Origin of the sequence: Alistipes sp. DJF_B185 (assembly GCF_964250025.1) — a bacterium.
GTDB classification, from domain to species: Bacteria; Bacteroidota; Bacteroidia; order Bacteroidales; family Rikenellaceae; genus Alistipes; species Alistipes finegoldii.
Genome location: NZ_CAXUDY010000001.1, coordinates 162008 through 176758 on the forward strand (window position 1 = coordinate 162008; position 14751 = coordinate 176758).

General features: G+C 56.7%; 17 protein-coding genes. 6 read left to right on the plus strand and 11 right to left on the minus strand.

The annotated features are described in order from the left end of the window. Positions 1-2 precede the first annotated feature (2 nt). From rplV to rpsL, 10 genes are all read right to left on the minus strand, one after another. On the minus strand, positions 3-413 hold the full coding sequence (gene rplV, locus ACESTR_RS00730) for a 50S ribosomal protein L22 (protein ID WP_009597606.1): 411 nt from the start codon (positions 411-413) through the stop codon (positions 3-5). A gap of 7 nt (positions 414-420) precedes the next feature. Beyond that, entirely contained in the window at positions 421-690 is a 270-nt protein-coding gene (gene rpsS / locus ACESTR_RS00735; RefSeq protein WP_009597568.1) for a 30S ribosomal protein S19, read from the minus strand. A 17-nt stretch (positions 691-707) separates the two neighbouring features. Beyond that, positions 708-1532 carry a 50S ribosomal protein L2 gene (rplB, locus tag ACESTR_RS00740; protein WP_009597703.1) on the minus strand — a complete coding sequence of 275 codons (825 nt, stop codon included), beginning with the start codon at positions 1530-1532 and terminating at the stop codon, positions 708-710. A 5-nt stretch (positions 1533-1537) separates the two neighbouring features. After that, complete coding sequence (rplW, locus tag ACESTR_RS00745; protein WP_009597698.1) at positions 1538-1828, minus strand: 50S ribosomal protein L23; 291 nt, start codon at positions 1826-1828, stop codon at positions 1538-1540. A 16-nt stretch (positions 1829-1844) separates the two neighbouring features. Continuing rightward, positions 1845-2471: a 50S ribosomal protein L4 gene (gene rplD, locus ACESTR_RS00750; protein WP_009597617.1), complete on the minus strand. Its 627-nt coding sequence runs from the start codon at positions 2469-2471 to the stop codon at positions 1845-1847. A gap of 1 nt (position 2472) precedes the next feature. Next, a complete protein-coding gene (rplC, locus tag ACESTR_RS00755; protein ID WP_009597589.1) occupies positions 2473-3087 on the minus strand; it encodes a 50S ribosomal protein L3 in 615 nt (204 codons plus the stop codon). Between the two features lie 72 nt (positions 3088-3159). After that, the gene (gene rpsJ, locus ACESTR_RS00760; RefSeq protein ID WP_004329464.1) at positions 3160-3465 is read right to left on the minus strand and encodes a 30S ribosomal protein S10; all 306 of its coding nucleotides are present in this window, start codon (positions 3463-3465) and stop codon (positions 3160-3162) included. 8 nt (positions 3466-3473) lie between these two features. Further along, entirely contained in the window at positions 3474-5588 is a 2115-nt protein-coding gene (fusA, locus tag ACESTR_RS00765; protein ID WP_009597621.1) for an elongation factor G, read from the minus strand. 16 nt (positions 5589-5604) lie between these two features. Then, a complete protein-coding gene (gene rpsG / locus ACESTR_RS00770; protein WP_009597682.1) occupies positions 5605-6081 on the minus strand; it encodes a 30S ribosomal protein S7 in 477 nt (158 codons plus the stop codon). Between the two features lie 40 nt (positions 6082-6121). Then, on the minus strand, positions 6122-6502 hold the full coding sequence (rpsL, locus tag ACESTR_RS00775; RefSeq protein WP_009597595.1) for a 30S ribosomal protein S12: 381 nt from the start codon (positions 6500-6502) through the stop codon (positions 6122-6124). A gap of 308 nt (positions 6503-6810) precedes the next feature. Between rpsL and ACESTR_RS00780 the strand changes: the two genes are divergently transcribed. From ACESTR_RS00780 to ACESTR_RS00790, 3 genes are all read left to right on the plus strand, one after another. Continuing rightward, positions 6811-7353 (plus strand): hypothetical protein, encoded by a 543-nt coding sequence (locus ACESTR_RS00780; protein WP_009597638.1) that lies wholly within the window; start codon positions 6811-6813, stop codon positions 7351-7353. A 324-nt stretch (positions 7354-7677) separates the two neighbouring features. After that, a complete protein-coding gene (gene leuS / locus ACESTR_RS00785; protein ID WP_337764452.1) occupies positions 7678-10434 on the plus strand; it encodes a leucine--tRNA ligase in 2757 nt (918 codons plus the stop codon). A 22-nt stretch (positions 10435-10456) separates the two neighbouring features. Continuing rightward, a complete protein-coding gene (locus ACESTR_RS00790; protein WP_014775489.1) occupies positions 10457-11332 on the plus strand; it encodes an alpha/beta hydrolase in 876 nt (291 codons plus the stop codon). 121 nt (positions 11333-11453) lie between these two features. Here ACESTR_RS00790 and ACESTR_RS00795 read toward each other — a convergent pair whose 3' ends face one another. Further along, a complete protein-coding gene (locus ACESTR_RS00795; RefSeq protein ID WP_195291277.1) occupies positions 11454-12083 on the minus strand; it encodes a nitroreductase family protein in 630 nt (209 codons plus the stop codon). A gap of 125 nt (positions 12084-12208) precedes the next feature. Here ACESTR_RS00795 and ACESTR_RS00800 point away from each other — a divergent pair, with 125 nt between their 5' ends. The 3 genes from ACESTR_RS00800 (at position 12209) to ACESTR_RS00810 (ending at position 14725) form a co-directional block, all read left to right on the plus strand. After that, positions 12209-13093: an AraC family transcriptional regulator gene (locus ACESTR_RS00800; RefSeq protein WP_279063052.1), complete on the plus strand. Its 885-nt coding sequence runs from the start codon at positions 12209-12211 to the stop codon at positions 13091-13093. Between the two features lie 223 nt (positions 13094-13316). After that, positions 13317-14402 carry a peptide chain release factor 1 gene (gene prfA / locus ACESTR_RS00805; RefSeq protein ID WP_009597679.1) on the plus strand — a complete coding sequence of 362 codons (1086 nt, stop codon included), beginning with the start codon at positions 13317-13319 and terminating at the stop codon, positions 14400-14402. A gap of 20 nt (positions 14403-14422) precedes the next feature. Then, on the plus strand, positions 14423-14725 hold the full coding sequence (locus ACESTR_RS00810) for an MGMT family protein (RefSeq protein WP_270390137.1): 303 nt from the start codon (positions 14423-14425) through the stop codon (positions 14723-14725). Positions 14726-14751: the final 26 nt, after the last annotated feature.

Consider the following 14751-nt stretch of genomic DNA (forward strand, 5'->3'; position numbering starts at 1 on the left):
GATTACTTGTTTTCTACGGTTACCATTTTATCAACTACGATCGTCACGTGATTCGAACGTTTGCGAATGCGGTGAGCGCGGCCCTGAGGCGCTGCCTGAATACGCTTCAGCATGCGGCCTCCGTCTACGAATACCTCTTTCACGCACAGCTTGGTGTCTTCCAGACGTTCGTTTTCGTTCTTGGCTTCCCAGTTGGCGATAGCCGACTTGAGCAGTTTCTCCATACGGATCGACGCCTCCTTCTTCGAAAAACGAAGGATGCCCAATGCCTTGTTGATCTCGACGCCGCGGATGATGTCGGCCACGAGGCGCATCTTGCGGGGAGAGGTCGGGCAATCACGCAGAACAGCGATTGCTTTCTGCTTCTTCTCAGCCTTGATTTTCTCGGCTTTTATTGCTTTTCTTGCACCCATTTTCTACCTATTTTTTCTTGTTACCTGCGTGACCGCGGAAGTTACGGGTGGGAGCAAACTCACCGAGCTTGTGTCCTACCATATTCTCTGTTACATACACCGGAATAAACTTGTTTCCGTTGTGGACAGCGATCGTCTGACCTACGAAGTCAGGCGAGATCATACTTGCACGCGACCAAGTTTTGATGACCGACTTTTTGTTACCTTCGGCCTGAGCGACGACTTTCGCTTCGAGCTTGGGGTCGATAAACGGTCCTTTTTTTAATGAACGGCTCATTATGTACTCTTATTTAATTATTTTTTCTTCTTGGAAATAATAAACTTCGAGGTCGTCTTCTTGGGATTACGCGTCTTGTAACCCTTGGCCAAGAGACCCTTGCGCGAACGGGGGTGACCACCCGACGCACGGCCTTCGCCACCACCCATCGGGTGATCGACGGGGTTCATCACCACGCCGCGGTTGCGCGGACGACGGCCGAGCCAACGCTCACGACCAGCCTTACCGGAGCTTTCGAGGCTGTGGTCGATGTTCGACACGACACCCACGGTAGCGCGGCAAGTTACGAGTACCATACGAGTCTCGCCCGAAGGCAGCTTGATGATGGCGAATTTGCCCTCACGAGCCAGCAGCTGGGCGTAAGAACCGGCGGAGCGAGCCATCGCGGCTCCCTGACCGGGGTAGAGTTCGATATTGTGGATGACCGTACCCAGCGGAATCTCGCTCAGGAAGAGCGTGTTTCCGACTTCGGGAGCGACGCCTGCGCCGCTTACCACGGTCTGCCCCACTTGGAGTCCGTTCGGTGCGATGATGTAGCTCTTCTCACCGTCGGCATATACCAGAAGTGCAATACGTGCGGTACGATTGGGATCGTACTCGATAGTTTTTACAGTCGCAGCGATGCCGTCCTTGGTGCGTTTGAAGTCGATGTTACGATACATCTGCTTGTTACCGCCGCCGATATAGCGGACCGTCATCTTACCGGAATTGTTGCGTCCGCCCGAATTCTTCTGGGGGCTGAGCAACGATTTCTCAGGCTTATTCGTCGTGATTTCGTCGAACGTACCGATGATCTTATGTCTTGTACCCGGAGTAACGGGTTTGAATTTTTTTACTGCCATCTTCGTTAGATATTACTGTAAAAATCTATCTTATCTCCGTCCTTCAAGGTGACGATAGCCTTCTTGAAGTTGTTAGCGCGACCCTCCAGAAGCCCGGCTTTGGTAAAGCGGCTCTTGAGTTTGCCCATGTAGTTCACGGTGTTCACATTTGTCACGACGACGTTGTACATCTGCTCTACGGCATTGCGAATCTGCAGCTTGTTAGCCCTCACGTCAACGATAAAACCGTAGCGATTCAACTTTTCGCCCTGAATCGTCATTTTTTCGGTCAAAACCGGCTTAATAATAATTTCCATTGTGTGTCTTGCGTTTTTAAGCTAACATCGTATTCAAAACATTCTCGGCACCTTCCACCATCACGATCGCCGATGCGTTCATCACGTCGTAGGTGCAGACGTTCTGAGCCAGCACGGGCTGTACGTAAGGCAGGTTGCGGCACGAAAGCTGAAGATTGGCGTTGGACTCCGGGAGAACCAGCAGCACTTTCTTGTCTGCAACTTTCAGTGCGTCGGCCAAAGCCACGACAGCCTTGGTCTTGGGAGCATCCAGCGAGAGGGTTTCCACAACGCTGATCGCACCTGCCTGAGCCTTGTAGGTCAAAGCGCTGCGACGAGCGAGCTGCTTGAGCTTCTTGTTGAGCTTGAAGCTGTAATCGCGGGGCTGGGGACCGAAGATACGGCCGCCGCCCGGAAACAGCGGAGACTTGATGCTGCCGCAACGGGCGCCGCCGGTGCCTTTCTGACGCTTGAGCTTGCGCGTCGAGCCGGCGACTTCGTTGCGCTGCTTCGACTTGTGCGTGCCCTGACGCTGATCAGCAAGATACTGCTTCACGTCGAGGTAGATAGCGTGGTCATTAGCCTCCACGCCGAAGACGGCGTCCGAAAGAACTACCTTACGACCCGTTTCTTTTCCTTGTGTGTTTAAAACAGCTAATTCCATACTACTTCTCAATTGTTAAATAAGCACCCTTTGCTCCCGGAATCGAACCTTTCACGAGAATAAGGTTGCTCTCAGGAATAACTTTCAATACGCGCAGGTTCAAAACCTTGACCTGCTCACCGCCCATCTGGCCGGGCAAGCGCTTGCCCTTGAAGACGCGCGAGGGATAGGACGATGCGCCCAGCGAACCGGGTTTGCGCTGACGGTTGTGCTGACCGTGGGTCTGTCCGCCCACGCCGCCGAAACCGTGACGCTTCACAACGCCTTGGAAGCCTTTACCTTTCGATATCCCGGTCACGTCCACCCAGTCCTCTTCCGAGAAGAGTTCCACGGTAAGCGTGTCGCCGAGATTCACTTCGGGCATACCCTTGAATTCAGCCATTTTGCGCTTAGGGGTAGTGCCGGCTTTCTTGAAGTGTCCTAACAAACTGCTGCTGGTGTGCTTTTCACTTTTCTCGTCATAGGCAATCTGTACCGCTTCGTAGGTGTCCTTCTCCACGGTCTTGATTTGCGTAACAACGCACGGACCAGCCTCAATGACAGTGCATGGTATATTCTTACCCTCGGCACTGTAAACGGAAGTCATTCCGATTTTCTTTCCAATAAGTCCTGACATTTGTTGTCGATTGTTTGTTATAAATAAAGTGATCTTTCGTTGCTATACTCAACAGGTACAAGCCTTCCGTTATCACACCTTGATTTCGACCTCCACACCTGAGGGAAGCTCCAGTTTCATCAGCGCGTCGATCGTTTTGGGCGTCGACGAATAGATGTCGAGGATGCGCTTGAAGGTGCAGAGCTGGAACTGCTCGCGGGCTTTCTTGTTGACGAAAGTCGAGCGGTTCACCGTGAAAATCTGCTTGTGCGTGGGAAGGGGCACAGGACCGCTCACAACGGCGCCCGTGCTCTTCACAGTCTTCACAATCTTCTCGGCCGATTTGTCCACGAGATTGTGATCGAATGACTTTAACTTGATTCTAATCTTCTGGTTCATATGTTTTCTTATTCTATATCCTTACGTTTACCACTCGCTTTCTCGATGATCTCCTTGGCCAAGTTGGCAGGAACCTCCTCGAAGTGCGAGAACTCCATGGACGAAGTGGCGCGGCCCGACGAAATGGTACGGAGCACGGTCACATAGCCGAACATTTCCGACAGGGGAACCTTGGCCTTCACGACGCGAGCCGTGCCCTTGGACTCCATGCCGGTGATCTGTCCGCGGCGCTTGTTCAGGTCGCCGATGATATCCCCCATGCTCTCCTCAGGGGTCACGACCTCCACGGACATGATGGGCTCCAGAATCACCGACCCGGCCTTGGGAGCAGCTGCGCGGTAACCGTTACGGGCAGCGATCTCGAACGAGAGCTGGTCGGAGTCTACCGGGTGGAACGAACCGTCCTTGAGGGTAACCTTCATCGAGTCCATCTTGTAGCCGGCCAGAGCGCCGTTGTCCATCGCCGAAGCAAAACCTTTCTGAACAGAAGGAATGAACTCCTTGGGAATATTACCGCCCTTGACCTCATCCACGAACGTGAGTCCGATCTGACCTTCGTCGGCGGGACCGATCTCGAAGATGATGTCGGCGAACTTACCGCGACCGCCGGTCTGCTTCTTGAAGACCTCGCGGTGCTGAACCGTCTTGGTGAGCGCCTCCTTGTAGTTGACCTGAGGAGCGCCTTGGTTGATCTCCACACCGAACTCGCGGCGCAGACGGTCTACGATGATATCGAGGTGCAGCTCGCCCATACCGCTAATGACGGTCTGTCCCGAATCCTCGTCGGTATGCACCGTGAAGGTGGGGTCTTCCTCGGCCAGCTTACCCAGCGCGATGCCGAGTTTGTCGAGGTCCTTCTGGGTCTTAGGCTCGACCGCCAGACCGATCACCGGTTCGGGGAAGGTCATCTGCTCCAGAACGATCGGTGCGTTCTCGGCGCAGAGCGTGTCGCCCGTGCGAATCTCCTTGAAACCTACGGCAGCGCAGATATCGCCGGCGCCGACGGTCTCCATCGGATTCTGCTTGTTGGCGTGCATCTGGTAGATACGGCTGATACGCTCGCGCTTGCCGCTGCGGGTATCCAGCACATAGGAACCTGCGTCCAGTTTACCGGAGTAAACGCGCACGAAAGCCAGACGGCCTACGAACGGGTCGGTAGCGATCTTGAACGCCAGACCGCAGAACGGATCGTCCTCGGAGGCGTTACGCGTCTCTTCCTTCTCGGTTTTGGGGTTGATACCCGTCACTGCGGGCACGTCGAGCGGCGAAGGCAGGAAAGCCATCACGTAGTCGAGCAGTTTCTGAACGCCCTTGTTGTGGAACGACGAACCGCAGAGCATCGGCACGACCTGCATCGAGATCGTGGCCTTGCGGATAGCTGCGAGCAGCTCCTCGGCCGTGATCGAATCCGGATCCTCGAAGAATTTCTCCATCAGGGCGTCGTCGGTCGCCGCAACCTCTTCGATGAGCTTGGCGCGCCATTCGGCAGCCTCGGCCTTCATCGATTCGGGAATCTCCTTCAGCTCGAAGTTGTCGCGCACGGTCTTGTCGTCGTAGTAGTAGATCGCATTATTATATATAAGGTCTACCAGACCCTCGAACTTGTCCTCGGCGCCGATGGGAAGAACGACCGGCAGGGCCGTCGCACCGAAGTGCTCTTTGATCTGCGCGCACACGGCCAAGAAGTCGGCGCCCGTGCGGTCCATCTTGTTGACATAACCCAGACGGGGGACGTTGTACTTGTCGGCCTGACGCCATACGGTCTCCGACTGGGGCTCGACGCCGCCCACGGCGCAGAACGTCGCAACGGCGCCGTCCAGCACGCGCAGCGAACGCTCCACCTCGACGGTGAAGTCCACGTGTCCCGGAGTGTCGATCAGGTTGATCTGATACTGATTGCCCTTGTAGTTCCAGAATGCGGTCGTTGCGGCCGAGGTGATCGTGATACCGCGCTCCTGCTCCTGAACCATCCAGTCCATAACGGCAGCGCCTTCGTGCGTCTCGCCGATCTTGTGGGTTTTGCCCGTGTAAAAAAGGATACGCTCCGACGTGGTGGTCTTACCGGCATCGATGTGAGCCATGATGCCGATATTGCGAGTGTAATTTAAATCTCTGGTTGCCATCTGTCAGTCTCCTTTTTTAGAATCTAAAGTGTGCGAATGCCTTGTTGGCCTCGGCCATGCGGTGCATCTCCTCCTTGCGTTTGAAGGCGGCGCCCTGCTGGTTGAAGGCATCCATTATCTCTGCTGAGAGTCGATCTGCCATCGTCTTGCCGGCGCGCTTGCGGGAATAGAGGACAAGGTTTTTCATGGAAATAGAAATCTTGCGCTCCGGACGAACCTCCATCGGAACTTGGAACGTCGCACCGCCGATACGCTTCGATTTCACTTCGACTTGGGGTGTGATGTTCTCAAGGGCCTGTTTCCAGATTTCCAACGGAGATTTATCAGCATCCTTCATCTTCTTGCCCACCAGCTCCAACGCATCGTAGAAAATGGTGTAGGCAATACTCTTCTTACCATCCAGCATAAGGTTGTTCACGAAACGGGTCACGGACACGTCTCCGAACTTCGGATCCGGAAGTAGAATTCGCTTTTTTGGCTTAGCTTTTCTCATTGTTTATTCGAAAATTGTCTAAAATTAATGTTTCTTGTGATTATTTACCGGCCTTGGGGCGTTTTGCACCGTACTTCGAGCGACGCTGACGACGGCCGTCCACGCCTGCCGAGTCGAGCGCGCCGCGCACGAGGTGATAACGTACACCGGGGAGGTCCTTCACACGACCGCCGCGGACAAGCACGATGGAGTGCTCCTGCAAGTTGTGGCCTTCTCCGGGGATATAGGCGTTGACCTCCTTGCCGTTGGTCAATCTTACACGTGCTACCTTACGCATAGCCGAGTTAGGCTTTTTCGGGGTCGTGGTGTACACGCGGGTACATACGCCTCGGCGCTGGGGACACGCGGCGAGTGCCGGAGATTTGCTCTTATCCTCCATGCGAACTCGACCGTTTCTCACTAACTGTTGAATAGTTGGCATTTCTTAAACTGTCCTTTTAATTGTTAAAAAATCTATCTCCATTGTCCAAAATGGACTGCAAAGGTACGCATTTTTTCGGAATTACAATATATATGAGCATCTTTTTTCGCTGTTTTCCTGCATTTCAGCCGTTTTGCAATTCTTTTTGCTGATATAAATATAAAGCATATAACTTTTTACTTATACACAAATCAACAACCGGCTATTTATCATCGGCTTACATCCGTTCCGGGCGTAGGCATGCACCGACCGGGGCATCGCGGCCATCCGGCCGATTTCGCTATATTTGCAAAAATTCCGAACGAAGCATGAAACGACTCCTCACGACTTTTGCGTTCGCACTGGCGGCGCTCTGCATTTCGGCCTGCGACAGCCGCCGCCAGCCCCTTTTCACGGCCAATCCGCTCGGCGCGGGACCGGTCCTGCTCACCGTGTCCGCCGCGCAGATCCCGGCGTCGCATCCGGGGCTTTACGACACATTCACAACCGACCGGACTCCCGCAGGAGAGACCGTGCTGCGCTTCACGCTGGCCGGGGAGCCGGTCATGGAGGCGCGGGCGTACGGCGACGAAATCGAATCGATCGAAATTTTCGGACCGGGAGTCGGATCAACGGACGGCATCGCGCCGGGAACGGACGTAAAACACCTTTTCGAAAACGGCGGCATCTCCCAGACCGACAACGACGGACGGCTCGTCATCACCCTCAACGGCATGACATACAGAGTTTCGGGACTCGGCGAAGAAGGCCGGAAAAAGCTCGGAAAAGCACACGCCGACGGCGTCACCCCGCGCATCTCGCCGCAGGATTTCGACCCCGGCGCCAAAGTGACGAGCATCCTGATCAATTAACCGCCCGCAAGAGACCGCCGCGGCGCGTCGGCGACACTCTGCGCCGGCACGACGCCGGCGCAGCAAGACAGCAGCCCACCCCAGCTCCACGCTGCGGAAGAGCAGCAGAGCAGCGCGACAGCGGTACAGCACGACACCGCCGCGACACGGCAACGCCCGTCCGCGTCCGGCAAAACGGCTGCGGAAATCCGCATCCGCCGCCGCACCCGGAGACGCTCCCCGCAGGAGCGCCTTTTTTCACACCCTTTTGCACCCTGTAAAACATTTTTTCCTATCTTTGCGGGAAATCCGCAACAAAGCGACAAATCAGAACCGAGCTATATCATGGAGTACAATTTCAAGGAGATCGAGTCCAAGTGGCAGCGCCGCTGGCAGGAGGATAAAACCTACAAGGTCGAGACCGATCCGTCGCGGCCCAAATTCTATGTGCTGGACATGTTCCCCTATCCGTCGGGCGCCGGCCTGCATGTGGGCCATCCGCTGGGCTACATCGCCTCGGACATCTACTCGCGCTACAAGCGCCAGAAGGGCTTCAACGTCCTGCATCCGATGGGCTACGACGCCTTCGGCCTTCCGGCCGAACAGTACGCCATCCAGACGGGCCAGCATCCGGCCGTCACCACCGAGCAGAACATCGCCCGCTACCGCGAGCAATTGGACAAAATCGGCTTCTCGTTCGACTGGGACCGCGAAGTCCGCACCTGCGATCCGGGCTACTACAAATGGACGCAGTGGGCGTTCCTCAAAATGTTCGGCTCCTACTACTGCAACGACAGGCAGCAGGCCCGCCCGATCGAGGAGCTGACCGCGGCCTTCGAGCGGAACGGCACCGAAGGGCTGAACGTCGCCTGCACGCAGGAACTGCACTTCACGGCCGAAGAGTGGCGCGCCATGTCGGAGGCAGAGAAGGAGCAGACACTGCAGAACTACCGCCTTGCGTTCCGCGCGGACACGATGGTAAACTGGTGTGCGAAACTGGGAACCGTGCTGGCCAACGACGAAGTGCACGACGGACTTTCGGTCCGCGGCGGCTATCCGGTCGAGCAGAAGCGCATGAAGCAGTGGCTTCTGCGCGTGACGGCCTATGCCCAGCGCATGCTCGACGGACTGGACAAACTCGCATGGAGCGACTCCCTGAAGGAGATCCAGCGCAACTGGATCGGCCGCTCCGAAGGCGCTCAGGTCTTCTTCGACATCAAGGATTCGGACCGGAAACTCGAAATATTCACCACCCGCCCCGACACGATCTTCGGCGTCACCTTCATGGTCATCGCCCCCGAACACGAGTGGGTCGACAGCCTGACGACGCCCAAAAACCGGGCCGCCGTCGAGGAGTACATCTGTCAGGCCAAGAAGCGTTCGGAACGCGAACGCATCGCCGAGACGAAACGTGTAAGCGGCGTGTCTACAGGCTCTTACGCCGTCAATCCCTTCACCGGCAAAGCCATTCCGATCTACATTTCGGACTACGTGCTGGCAGGCTACGGCACGGGCGCCATCATGGCCGTTCCGGCGCACGACTCGCGCGACTACGCCTTCGCCCGCCACTTCGGGCTGGAGATCGTTCCGGTAGTCGAGGGCGGCGACATTTCACAGGAGTCGTACGACGCCAAATCGGGCAAAGTAATCAACTCGGATTTCCTCAACGGCAAGGATGTAAAAGAGGCGATCGGTCTCATGTTCGACGAAATCGAGCGGCGCGGATTGGGCCGCAAGCGCATCAACTACCGCCTGCGCGACGCCATCTTCTCGCGCCAGCGCTATTGGGGCGAGCCGTTCCCGATCTACTACAAGAACGACATCGCCTGCCCGCTCGCCGAGGACAAACTGCCGCTCGAACTGCCTCCCGTCGCCGACTTCGGCCCCACGGAGCAGGGCGAACCGCCGCTGGCCCGCGTCAAGGAGTGGGCGACGCCGGAAGGCTGGCCCTACGAACTTTCGACCATGCCCGGATTCGCCGGATCGTCGGCCTACTACCTCCGCTACATGGACCCGCACAACGATCAGGCGCTCGTCGGCCGGGAAGCCGACGAATACTGGCGCAGCGTGGACCTCTACGTCGGCGGCATCGAGCACGCCACGGGACACCTCATGTACTCGCGCTTCTGGAACATGTTCCTCTACGACCTCGGCGTGGTATGCGAGGAGGAGCCGTTCCGTAAACTCGTCAATCAGGGCATGATTCAGGGCCGTTCGAACTTCGTGTACCGCATCGTCGGCACCAACAAGTTCGTCTCGCTGGGTCTCAAGGAGCAGTACCGGACGCAGGCGCTCTACGTGGACGTGAACATCGTCCGCAACGACATCCTCGACATCGACGCTTTCCGCGCGTGGATGCCCGAATACAAGGACGCCGAATTCATCCTCGAAGACGGCAAATACGTCTGCGGCTGGGCCATCGAGAAAATGTCCAAATCGTTCTACAACGTCGTGAACCCCGACTACATCGTCGAAAACTACGGCGCGGACACGCTGCGCATGTACGAGATGTTCCTCGGCCCGCTCGAACAGTCCAAGCCGTGGGACACCAACGGCATCGACGGCGTCTACAAGTTCCTGCGCCGTTTCTGGCGGCTGTTCTACGACCGCGACGGCAGGCTGATCGTCACCGACGAGAAAGCCGACGAAAAGGAGCTGCGCACGCTGCACAAGACGATCAAGAAGGTCAGCGAGGACATCGAGAACTTCTCGTTCAACACTTCGGTCTCGGCATTCATGATCTGTCTCAACGAACTGGGCGAGTGCAACAAGCGCGAGATCATCGAGCCGCTGACCGTGCTGCTCGCCCCCTTCGCGCCCCATATCGCCGAGGAGCTTTGGGCGGCGCTGGGACACACCACCTCGGTCTGCACGGCCGACTATCCGGTCTACGACGAGAAGCACCTCGCGCAGAGCGCATTCGAATACCCGGTTTCGATCAACGGCAAACTCCGCTTCAAGAAAGAGTACGCCACGTCGCTGACGCCCGCCCAGATGCAGACCGACGTCGTGACGCTGCCCGAAGCGCAGAAATGGCTCGAAGGCAAAACCCCGAAAAAGGTCATCGTCGTGCCGGGCAAGATCATCAATATCGTCATCTGATCCGCACCAAAACGACACGTCCATGAAACGAATCGCAACGACTTTGACAGCACTTCTGCTTATGGCAGGCACCGCAACGGCACAAGACTACGGACAGGCCCGCACGCTGAAAATCTGGGACAACAAGACCGCACCCCACGGCAACGGCATCGCCACGCCCGAACGCGAACCCGAAAAGAACCGCCTCACCGACGTTTCGGAAGCGGTGCTCTACATCTTCCCGGCCGCTCCGGAGAAAGCCACGGGGCAGGCCGTCGTAATCTGCCCCGGCGGCGGTTACGTAAAGCTGTGCATAGATTACGAAGGCTATGAAATGGCCCAGTGGTTCGCCGAACACGGCATCACGGCCGCCGTGCTCAAATACCGCATGCCCAACGGCCACCCCGAAGTGCCGCTGGAGGACGTCGAGCAGGCCCTTCGCATCATGATGGGACTCGAAGCGGGAGCCACGGGCTTCACGGCGGACAAGGTCGGCATCGTGGGCAGCTCGGCAGGCGGTCATCTCGCCGCCTCGGCTTCGACGCTCGCCCGCACCAAACCCGCCTTCTCGATCCTCTTCTACCCGGTCATCACGGCCGAAAAAGGCAAGGCGCACCAAGGGTCGTTCAACGCCCTGCTGGGCGACAAGCGCAGTGCGGAGACCGACACATGGTACTCGCTCCAGAACCGCGTGAGCAGCGAAACCCCGCCCACCCTGCTGCTGCTTTCGGACGACGACCGCGTCGTCCCGCCCGTAAACAGCACGCTCTACTACAACGCACTCAAAGACAACGGCGTCAAGGCCTCTATGCACATCTACCCGACGGGCGGCCACGGCTGGGGCATCCGCAAGAATTTCAAATACCGGGAGCAGTGGCAGCAGACCGTGCTCGACTGGCTGCAGGGAATCGACAAATAGCCGCTGCACGACCGGCAACAGCAAAGGGCGGGACTTGTAAATAACAAGTCCCGCCCTTTGCTGTTTTCGACAGCCGGCCGCTATACGGAATCCACAATTCCATGCCCATCCTTCACTGCAATCACCAGATATTACAGTGAATTCTACTCTCTACACTGATGACTTTCTGCTTGCATATATGCGCATCTTCCGCAGCATAGCCGATGGCAAGAAAGCAGGTGAACTCATATCCGTCAGGAGCGCCGACCATCCGCTTGACATATTCCGGCTCATTACCGATCGGTATACGAAACGCGCAGGCCAGTCCTTCCGCCGTCGCTGCCAGCAGAATATTTTCCACAGCCGCCCACGCTGAAGCGAAATAGTTGAGCGAACTTTGATCTGCAGGGCGGCACAGCGGACAATCTTTCTGACGGAAAAACGGCAAAACAAGGCAACCGCTCTGCATAAGCATCCGCTGTTGCTTGGGCAACGCATCAACGAACATGGCATACTCGTCCCGATCCATCGTATTCCCGGCAACTTCGAGTCCCGTCTGCTGAATATTCCGCGTATTCTCTGAAACCGGCGAGATAATCCGCCCGATCCTTTCTTGCCCCCGCACCACCACAAACTCGAACTGTCGCAGGTGATCGTTGGTCGGCGCCTTAAACGCGGCCCCCAATATCCTTTTCAACACTTCATCATCGACCTTCCTGTCCGAAAAATCGCGGACGGTTCTTCTTTTCTCCAGTACCTGATAAAATTCCATCGTGATATAATCAATAATGTTTAATTTATTTAACCGTTGCAAAGTTAGGTCCTGACATTGTTATATATTTGCGCAATTGTATCGAATAATTGTCGTATATTTGCATTCGAGCCATTAAAAAATCCATGCAGGAAAAAACAATCACTCCTTATGAGTTGCCCGACGTGAAGAACCACTCCTTCTTCTTCGTAGATGCCCGCATCAATCCCGACATCGAAGCCAAACTGCACCGCCACGACGCATGGGAGTTATATTACGTCATCCAAGGATGCGGACAGCGGATGACGGGCGACACTCTGCAGCCATTTTCGGCAGGCGACGTGGCGTTAATACCGCCCTCCATGCTTCATCGCTGGGAATTCGCACCCGACTCGACAGACAAGGACGGACATATCCGTTACCTGATGGTCGCCTTCAGCCACACTTTCGTGGAACGGTGCATGGAGACATTCCCCGAAATGCGAAACAGCCTTGACGGAATAGAATTTCCCGTCAATGCCCTGAACTTCGGCCCGGAAAGCTCCCGCATCATCCGCCAAATGCTTATACAGATGAATGGAACGAACGAATTGGGACGCCTTTGCGAAATGCTCCGACTGCTTTCTGTTGTATTCACTTCGTCCGACACGACCTTTGCAGGCAGGCCCATACGCATCGAACACGACGTAAGGCGCATGCAGCATATCTGCACCTACGTAATGCGCCATTACACCCACACGATCTCCTTAAACGACATCGCCGCAGAAGTGTGCATGAACCGCTCGGCATTCTGCTCCTTTTTCAAACGCTGCAAAGGCATAACCTTTCTGGCATATTTGACCGCATACCGCATCGACACGGCATGCGAGATGCTCAAGACCACACCGCTGTCAATCGCCGAGATCTGTTATGCCGTCGGATTCAACGACATTCCGCATTTCAACCGCCTTTTCAAAAAGGCAAAACAATTGTCTCCGAGAGCGTACAGAGCACGATTCTCCGAACCTGCCTTCAATAAACTCCAGGGATGACATTCCGCCCCAACCTCATCCGGCTTCTTCCCGCCCTTTGTTTTTCGCTGACGGCCCCGTTAAAACCTTCTTGCACTCACCTGCTCTTTCTTTCAGTTTTATTTCTTACCTTTGCCGGAAATAAAACTCCTGCCCGGACAGACTGCGCCCCGCAGAATTCAAACGGATTTGACACTACGCGCTCGGCCGGTGCTGTTCTTTTACAGTCAAAATAAAGCAATATATGGCAGACAACACCATTTTGAGCCGTCTCGACGGCCTGAAACTGAAATACGAGGAGACGGGACAGAAACTCACCGACCCCGAAGTCATCGCCGACGTCAAGCAGTTCGTACAGCTCAACAAGGAGTACAAGGAGCTGGAACCGATCATCGAGACCTCGGAACGTTACCGCACGGCTCTGGCTAACCTCGCCGAAGCCAAGGACATCCTCGCCAACGACAAGGACGAGGAGATGCGCGAAATGGCGCGCGGAGAGATCACCGAGCTGGAACCCGCCATCGAGCAGATGGAGGAGCAGATCAAGCTGCTGCTGATCCCCAAGGACCCGCAGGACTCGAAGAACGCCATCATGGAGATCCGCGGCGGCACGGGCGGCGACGAAGCGGCCATTTTCGCCGGCGACCTGCTGCGCATGTATACCAAATACATCGAGTCGAAGGGCTGGCGCTACGAAATGACCTCGTTCTCGGACGGCGCCGCGGGCGGCTACAAGGAGGTCGTGCTCAAAGTTACGGGTCAGAACGTCTACGGCACGCTCAAATACGAATCGGGCGTGCACCGCGTGCAACGCGTGCCCCAAACCGAGACGCAGGGCCGCGTCCATACCTCGGCGGCGTCGGTGGCCGTGCTGCCCGAAGCCGAGGAGTTCGACGTCGAGATTTCGATGAACGACATCCGCAAGGACATCTTCTGCGCGTCCGGCCCCGGCGGCCAGTCGGTCAATACGACCTATTCGGCCATCCGCCTGACGCACATCCCGACGGGCATCGTCGTGCAGTGTCAGGACCAGAAATCCCAGCTGAAGAACTTCGACAAGGCGTTCGAGGAGCTGCGTACGCGCGTCTTCAACCTCGAATACTCGAAGTACCTCGACGAAATCGCCTCGAAGCGCAAGACGATGGTCTCGACGGGCGACCGTTCGGCCAAAATCCGCACCTACAACTATCCGCAGGGCCGCATCACCGACCACCGCATCAACTACACGATCTACAACCTCTCCGCCTTCATGGACGGCGACATTCAGGACGTGATCGACCACCTGATCGTAGCCGAGAACGCCGAGCGTCTGAAGGAGAGCGAACTCTAATCCGCCCAAGGCACGCCCCCATGCGCATGCCCGAAAACTTCGACGCGGAGGTTTACGCCGTCGTGGCGGAAATTCCCGCCGGCAGAGTCGTCAGCTACAAGCAGATCGCCCGGCTGATCGGCATGCCCGATCATGCCCGCCGCGTGGGTCGCGCGCTCGCCGAAGCTCCGGCGGGTCTGCCCTGCCACCGGGTCGTCAACAGCGCAGGCTGCACCGTCCCCGGATGGACGCGGCAGCGGGAACTGCTCGAAGCCGAGGGCGTACGCTTCAAGGCCAACGGCTGCGCCGACCTCGCCCGCTGCGGATGGGAGGAGATCCGGTAACGCCGCTCTGCAGCTGCCGCGGAATC

Coding starts and splice junctions, on each gene's coding strand:
- ACESTR_RS00790 (WP_014775489.1), top strand. CDS start 10,457: ATGAAACGAATCGCAACGACTTTGACAGCACTTCTGCTTATGGCAGGC.
- rplW (WP_009597698.1), bottom strand. CDS start 1,828: ATGGAAATTATTATTAAGCCGGTTTTGACCGAAAAAATGACGATTCAG.
- rplC (WP_009597589.1), bottom strand. CDS start 3,087: ATGTCAGGACTTATTGGAAAGAAAATCGGAATGACTTCCGTTTACAGT.
- rpsS (WP_009597568.1), bottom strand. CDS start 690: ATGAGCCGTTCATTAAAAAAAGGACCGTTTATCGACCCCAAGCTCGAA.
- fusA (WP_009597621.1), bottom strand. CDS start 5,588: ATGGCAACCAGAGATTTAAATTACACTCGCAATATCGGCATCATGGCT.
- rpsL (WP_009597595.1), bottom strand. CDS start 6,502: ATGCCAACTATTCAACAGTTAGTGAGAAACGGTCGAGTTCGCATGGAG.
- rplD (WP_009597617.1), bottom strand. CDS start 2,471: ATGGAATTAGCTGTTTTAAACACACAAGGAAAAGAAACGGGTCGTAAG.
- ACESTR_RS00810 (WP_270390137.1), top strand. CDS start 14,423: ATGCGCATGCCCGAAAACTTCGACGCGGAGGTTTACGCCGTCGTGGCG.
- ACESTR_RS00795 (WP_195291277.1), bottom strand. CDS start 12,083: ATGGAATTTTATCAGGTACTGGAGAAAAGAAGAACCGTCCGCGATTTT.
- ACESTR_RS00800 (WP_279063052.1), top strand. CDS start 12,209: ATGCAGGAAAAAACAATCACTCCTTATGAGTTGCCCGACGTGAAGAAC.
- leuS (WP_337764452.1), top strand. CDS start 7,678: ATGGAGTACAATTTCAAGGAGATCGAGTCCAAGTGGCAGCGCCGCTGG.
- rplV (WP_009597606.1), bottom strand. CDS start 413: ATGGGTGCAAGAAAAGCAATAAAAGCCGAGAAAATCAAGGCTGAGAAG.
- rpsG (WP_009597682.1), bottom strand. CDS start 6,081: ATGAGAAAAGCTAAGCCAAAAAAGCGAATTCTACTTCCGGATCCGAAG.
- prfA (WP_009597679.1), top strand. CDS start 13,317: ATGGCAGACAACACCATTTTGAGCCGTCTCGACGGCCTGAAACTGAAA.
- rpsJ (WP_004329464.1), bottom strand. CDS start 3,465: ATGAACCAGAAGATTAGAATCAAGTTAAAGTCATTCGATCACAATCTC.
- ACESTR_RS00780 (WP_009597638.1), top strand. CDS start 6,811: ATGAAACGACTCCTCACGACTTTTGCGTTCGCACTGGCGGCGCTCTGC.
- rplB (WP_009597703.1), bottom strand. CDS start 1,532: ATGGCAGTAAAAAAATTCAAACCCGTTACTCCGGGTACAAGACATAAG.